Origin of the sequence: Falsiroseomonas oryziterrae (assembly GCF_021864505.1) — a bacterium.
GTDB lineage: Bacteria > Pseudomonadota > Alphaproteobacteria > Acetobacterales > Acetobacteraceae > Falsiroseomonas > Falsiroseomonas oryziterrae.
The window spans coordinates 1-6094 of the sequence record NZ_JAKJIB010000262.1; the positions used below are offsets into that span (position 1 = coordinate 1).

Below are 6094 nucleotides of genomic sequence, written 5' to 3' on the forward strand. Positions count from 1 at the left end.
CGCGCTGGTGCCCTCCTTCGCGCGCGGCATGGCGCTGGCGCCGCTCGGCGACCTGCTGCTGATCGCCGGGCTGCTCGCGCTCGGCCGCGTCGCGCTGGCGCTGGCGGGGCTCGATGTCGGCACCGCCTTCGGCGGGCTCGGCGCCGCGCGGGAGATGTCCTTCGCCGCGCTGGCGGAACCGGCGCTGATCGTCGCCGCGCTCGTCTTCGCCATGCTCGCCGGGACCACGGGCCTGGAGGCGATCGCCGCCACCTTCCAGGACGGATCCGTCGGGCTGCGCGTCTCGCTCGCCCTCGCCCTCGTCTCCCTGGCGGCGGTGGCGGTGGCGGAGAACGCCCGGATCCCGGTCGACAACCCGGCGACGCATCTCGAGCTGACCATGGTGCACGAGGCGATGCTCCTGGAGGCCTCGGGCCGCCACCTCGCGCTGTGGGAGGCAGCGGCCGCGCTGCGGCTGACGCTCTGGCTCACGCTCATCGCGGCGATCTTCCTGCCCTTCGGCACGGCGCCGGCGGGCTTCGCGCCGATCGGCTGGGTCGTCGGGATCGTCGCCTGGGCGATCAAGATCGCGGCGCTGTGCCTGGTGCTGGCCGCCTTCGAGAGCGCGATCGCCAAGATGCGCGTCTTCCGCGTGCCGGAGTTCCTGGGCGTCGCGCTGCTGCTCGGCCTCGTCGGCGCCATCCTGCTCTTCGTCTCGACGAGGCTCGCGTGACGACGTGGGGACAGAGTCGGCGGCCCGCAAAGCGGGCCGAGGCCGCGAAGGCGGCCCGCGCCCAGACCAACCGCGCCGTCACGCGCGGCTGTGGCCGGCGCGAAGGCAAGGCCGCGGATGCGGCCGCCCGCCGTCTGAGGGCACCAGAATAATGGGCACGCCCGCCTACGACATTGCGCATCTGCTGGGCGGCGGGATGCTGCTCGTCTCCTTCGTGCTGCTCTACCAGCGCCGCATCGGCGCGGTGATCAACGCCTTCGCGCTGCAGGGCGCGCTGCTCGCCGCCGCGGCGGCCTGGCAGGGCTACGTGCAGGATGCGCCGGGCCTCTACCTGACCGCCGCGATCGCCTTCGCGGCGAAGGCGGTCGCCATCCCGCTCGCGCTCCGCTTCCTCGTCGGCCATCTCGGCCTGAGCCGCGGGGTGGAGACGCCGGCCGGCATCGGCGCCTCGCTGCTCGCGGCGATCGGCCTCGTCGGCCTCTCGGTGATGGTCGTGCTGCCGGTGACCGCCGGCACGGCCACGCCCGTGGCGCGCGTGGACCTGACCATCGCGCTCTCCGTCGTGCTGCTGGGGATGCTCGCGATGATCGCGCGGCGCAACGCGATCAGCCAGGTGATCGGGCTGCTCAGCCTCGAGAACGGGCTGATCCTGGGTGCGGTCGGCGTCGCGGGCATGCCGCTGGTGGTGGAGCTGTCCACCGCCGCGCTCGTCTTCGTGCTTGCCATCGTCGCCGTGGTCGTGGTGTTCCAGATCCGCGACAGCCTGGACACGCTCGACACCTCCATCCTGGACCGGGAGCGCGGGGACTGATGCCGCTGCCCTGGATCCTGGTCTTCTTCCCCTGGGCCGGCGCGGTCGTGCTGGCGCTGCTGCCGCCGCGCTTTGGTGTCGGTCGCTTCGTCAACATCGGTGTCGGCGCCGGGTCGCTTGGCATCGCGCTCGCGCTGCTCGGCCATCCGCATGGCGAGCAGGGCTGGACGCGGGTGGATGCGCTGAACCTGCCGCTGGTCGTCGTCGCGGCGCTGGTCGGGTTGACCACCGCCGTCTTCTCCGCCGCGACGCTCGATGCGGAGCGCTTCGACCATCTGCGCGTCCGCGCCTACCACGCCGCCTTCCAGCTCTTCATGGGCGCGCAGTTCCTGGCGCTGCTCTCCGACAATCTCGGCGTGATGTGGGTGGCGATCGAGATCGCGACGCTGGCCTCCGTGCTGATCGTCGGCATCCACGGCACGCCGGCGGCGGTGGAGGCGGCGTGGAAGTTCTTCGTGCTCTGCGGCGTCGGCATCGCGCTCGCGCTGTTCGGCACCATCCTGCTCTACCTGGCCGCGCAGCCGGTAGTGGGCAGCGGCGATCCGGGCCTGTCCTGGGCCGCCCTGCGGGCGGTCGCGGCGCGCTGCGATCCGGGCCTGCTGTCGCTCGCCTTCGTCTTCCTCCTCGTCGGCTATGGCACCAAGGCGGGTCTGGTGCCGCTGCATTCCTGGCTGCCGGATGCCGAGGCCGAGGGCCCGCTGCCGATCTGCGCCGTACTGTCCGGCTTGCTGCTGAACGCGGCGCTGCTCGCCATCCTGCGTGGCGCGACCATCGTCGGCGCCAATCCCGCCGCCTTGCCGCCCGGGCCCTTCCTCATCGGCTTCGGCCTGCTGTCGTTGCTGCTCGCCGCCGCGTCGCTCTGGCGCCGCCGCGACGCACGCCGCCTCTTCGCCTGGAGCTCCATCGAGCATGTCGGGCTGGCGACGCTCGCCTTCGGCATCGGCGGGGCGGTGGCGAACCTGGCCGGGATCCTCCACCTGCTCGGCCATTCGCTGGTGAAGTCGGCGGTGTTCTTCGCGGTCGGCGCAGCGGCGCAGATCAAGGGCAGCCAGAAGGTCGCCGACATCGGCGGGCTCGCCGCGAGTCATCCCGTGCTCGGCTGGGGGCTCGCGCTCGGCATCGCGGGGCTCGCCGGCATGCCGCCCTTCGCGCTCTTCGTGTCGGAACTGCAGCTGGTCGCCGCCGCGGCGGCGCTGTCGCCCTGGCTGATCGTACCGCTCGGCCTCGGCCTCGTCGTGGCAGCGGCGGCGCTGATCCGCGCGCTGCAACTGCTCTGCCTCGGCGCGCCGACGCGCGACAACCCGGTGCCGGGCGCCTTCGCGCTGCCGGGCGGGTTGCTCTGGGCGACCGGCCCGGTCTGGCTGCACCTGGCCTTGGCCGCGCTGCTCGCCTTCGCCGCGCCTGCCGCCTTCGTCGCGCTGCTGCGCGAGGGCGCGAGGATCCTGGCGTGACGGGCGCGGCGAGCGACCTCATCCGCCGCGGCGCGCCGCAGGGCTGCCTGCCCTTCGAGCGCTTCCTGCTGACACGTCCGGCCTTCGCCGCGCTGCGCGAGGCTCTGCTGCAGGAGCCGACGCTCGCGCTGCTGTCGATGTGGGCGGAGCCGAACGCGGTGCATGCCGCCTTCTTCGACGAGGCCCCAGCGGGCGAAGGCGGCGGCCTGCTGCTGGCCACCTGCCCGGCCGAGGGCAGCTTCCCGGCGCTGTCCCCCGCGCGCCCCGGCGCCGTACGGTTCGAGCGCGCGATCCGCGACCTCTGGGGCCTCGTCGCCGAGGACGGGGTCGATCTCCGCCCCTGGCTCGACCATGGCCGCTGGGGCGTCACCGCGCCGCTCGCCGCGAAGCCCTCACGCGATCCGGTGCCGCCGCTGCAGCCCGCCTTCCTGCCCGTGGAGGGCGAGGGCTGGCACCAGATCCCCGTCGGTCCCGTGCATGCCGGCGTGATCGAGCCCGGCCATTTCCGCTTCAGCGTGCAGGGCGAGACGGTGGTGCGGCTCGAGCAGCTGCTCGGCTACACGCACAAGGGCACGCTCGACCTCATGCTCCGCAAGTCGCCGCGCGTCGCGGCGCGCTTCGCGGCGCGGCTGTCGGGCGACACCACCGTCGCGCATTCGCTGGCTTTCGCGCTCGCGGCCGAGGCGGCCTGCGGCATCGCGGCACCGCCGCGCGCCGCACTGCTGCGCGCCGTGATGCTCGAGCTGGAGCGCATCGCGAACCACCTGAACGACTGGGGCTTCATCTGCAACGACGCCGCCTTCGCGTATCCGCATGCGCGCTGCGGCGCGCTGCGCGAGGGCGTGCTGCGCGCCAATGCGCTCGCCTTCGGGCACCGGCTGATGATGGACCGCGTCGTGCCGGGCGGCGTCGCGCTGGATCTCGCGCCGGGCGCCGAGCGCGTGATCCTCGCCGCGCTCGATGCGGTGGAGGCCGAGCTGCCCCAGCTGCTCCGCATCTACGAGACGCATGCGAGCCTGCAGGACCGCGTGGTCGGCACCGGCATTCTGAAGCCGGAGCTGGCGGCGCTGTTCGCCGCGGGCGGCCATGTCGGCCGCGCCTCCGGCCGCGGCTTCGACGCGCGGCAGGCCCTGCCGCACACGCCCTACGATGCGCTGCCCGTCGCCTCCGCGGTGCTGACGGAAGGCGACGTGGATGCGCGCGTGCGGGTCCGGATCGCGGAGCTGAAGGAGAGCCTCGGCCTGGTGCGCACGCTGCTCGGCGCGCTCGAGCCCGGCGAGATCGCGGCGACGCTGCCGCAGCGCGGCGGCGAGGGGATCGCCGTGGTCGAGGGCTTCCGCGGCGAGATCGTCACCTGGATGGCGCTCGACGACGGGGGGCTGATCCGCGGCGTCTTCCCGCGCGACCCGTCCTGGCTGCAATGGCCGCTGCTGGAGGCCGCGATCGAGGGCAACATCGTCGCGGATTTCCCGCTGTGCAATAAGTCGTTCAACTGCTCCTACAGCGGGGTGGATCTGTGAACGAGCTGGCGGATCACGGTGGCGAGGCGAAGGGGGCGACCGGTACCTTCACCATCACCATCGTGCGGCCCGGTCCGGGCCGCCCGATCCTCGAGCACTGGGCGTATGACGAGTATGCCGAGGCGCTGGCCGAGATCGGCCTGATCGCCGAGCGCGTCCCGCCCGGCACCGAGCTCGTGCTGCGCGATCCGGCGGGCAACGACCTGCTGCGCGTGGCGAAGCTGGCATGAGGACTTAGCGCATGCTCTGGCCGAAGCTCGCGAAGCGCCTTGTCTCCCGCCCGCTGACGGATGCGGCGCCGGCGGCGTCGGAGGAGGTGGTGGCGGCGCTCGTCGCGCGGCTGGAGGCGACGTCGCGCGCGCGGCTCGGCCGGAGCCTTTCGATCCGGGAGGTGGATGCGGGCAGCTGCAACGGCTGCGAGCTGGAGGTGAACGCGATGGCCGGCGTGCTCTACGACATGGAGCGCTTCGGCCTGCGCATCGTCGCGAGCCCGAAGCATGCCGACGTGCTGCTGGTGACCGGCCCCGTCACGCGGAACATGCGCGAGGCGCTGGAGCGCACGCGGGCCTGCACGCCTGAGCCCTGCTGGATCGTCGCCGCCGGCGACTGCGCCGTCGATGGCGGCGTCTTCAAGGGCAGCTATGGGGTGGAGGGCGGCGTCGCGCGCGTGCTGCCCGTGGACCTCTTCATCCCCGGCTGCCCGCCGACCCCGACCCAGCTGCTGGAGGGCCTGCTCTCGCTGCTGGAAGCCCAGGCCGACCCGAAGCGCGCCGTCCGCGCCGCGCCGTAGCGCGCGTTCGGACAAAGCCCCCCCCCCAGCTGCGACCGCCCCGCCGCGGCCGTTTCGGACAAATTGCCCATCCTCCGAGGATGCGGCCGCAAGGCGGCCGCCGCGCCGCGACCGTCATTCCCGCCCGGCGCGCCATGCCTGCGGCGCGCAGGCGTCACGCCGAAGGCGTGCCTTCGGCACGACGCCACCGGAGGCGGCGCCGGCGCCTGAGGCCAAGGAAAAAAGAAAGGGCCGGCCGCATTGCTGCGACCGGCCCGAAGGGCCGCCTCCCATAACGGGAGCGGCCTCGTCGGCGTCGGCCTGCCGGGAAATGGCCGCCGCCGAATCCGCGGACGCCCGTGCGGGCGCCCAAGGTCCGAAGCGCGCAACGACGCTGGGTCCACGGCGCAGTCCTGCGAAGGACATGCTTTCGCGGCGCAGGCATCATCGCGCGGCAGAGGGAGGGCAGCATGATCCTGCCTCTCTCTCCACTTCATGGGGGGGCGCTGAAATTGCCGTAATGAGCGCCAAGTCGCCCCGGCTGTTGCGCCGCGCGGCGTCAGTCGGCGCGCGGATGGGCCTGGCGCCAGGTCTCCAGCAGCGCCGCGGCGTCCACCTTGGTGTAGCGCTGGGTGGTGGAGAGGCTGGCATGGCCCAGCAATTCCTGGATCGCGCGCAGATCCGCGCCGCCGCCGAGCAGATGCGTCGCGAAGGAATGCCGCAGCGCGTGCGGCGTCGCGTGCTCCGGCAGGCCGGCCAGGCGGCGGAAGGTGCGGAGCGAGCGCTGCGCGACGGCCGGGTCGAGCCGCGCCCCGCGCGCACCGACGAAGA

The 6094-nt window shown here is 73.4% G+C and carries 7 protein-coding genes; 6 read left to right on the forward strand and 1 reads right to left on the reverse strand.

Annotated elements, in window-relative coordinates; all coding sequences use genetic code 11:
- The 6 genes from L2I40_RS17515 to L2I40_RS17540 form a co-directional block, all read left to right on the forward strand.
- The coding region (locus L2I40_RS17515) for an NADH-quinone oxidoreductase subunit H (protein ID WP_237216481.1) at nucleotides 1-712 on the forward strand (712 nt) is incomplete at its 5' end.
- A 151-nt stretch (nucleotides 713-863) separates the two neighbouring features.
- Nucleotides 864-1523: a hydrogenase-4 component E gene (locus L2I40_RS17520; protein WP_237216482.1), complete on the forward strand. Its 660-nt coding sequence runs from the start codon at nucleotides 864-866 to the stop codon at nucleotides 1521-1523.
- Entirely contained in the window at nucleotides 1523-2974 is a 1452-nt protein-coding gene (locus L2I40_RS17525) for a proton-conducting transporter transmembrane domain-containing protein (RefSeq protein ID WP_237216483.1), read from the forward strand. The genes L2I40_RS17520 and L2I40_RS17525 overlap by 1 nt, the downstream gene beginning before the upstream one ends.
- Entirely contained in the window at nucleotides 2971-4494 is a 1524-nt protein-coding gene (locus tag L2I40_RS17530) for a hydrogenase large subunit (protein ID WP_237216484.1), read from the forward strand. Before L2I40_RS17525 ends, L2I40_RS17530 begins: the two co-directional genes overlap by 4 nt.
- The gene (locus L2I40_RS17535; RefSeq protein WP_237216485.1) at nucleotides 4491-4724 is read left to right on the forward strand and encodes a hypothetical protein; all 234 of its coding nucleotides are present in this window, start codon (nucleotides 4491-4493) and stop codon (nucleotides 4722-4724) included. Before L2I40_RS17530 ends, L2I40_RS17535 begins: the two co-directional genes overlap by 4 nt.
- A gap of 11 nt (nucleotides 4725-4735) precedes the next feature.
- Complete coding sequence (locus tag L2I40_RS17540) at nucleotides 4736-5284, forward strand: NADH-quinone oxidoreductase subunit B family protein (protein WP_237216486.1); 549 nt, start codon at nucleotides 4736-4738, stop codon at nucleotides 5282-5284.
- A gap of 538 nt (nucleotides 5285-5822) precedes the next feature.
- Here the strand turns inward: L2I40_RS17540 and L2I40_RS17545 are convergent.
- On the reverse strand, nucleotides 5823-6094 hold a 272-nt coding region (locus L2I40_RS17545; RefSeq protein WP_237216487.1), incomplete at its 5' end, for a tyrosine-type recombinase/integrase.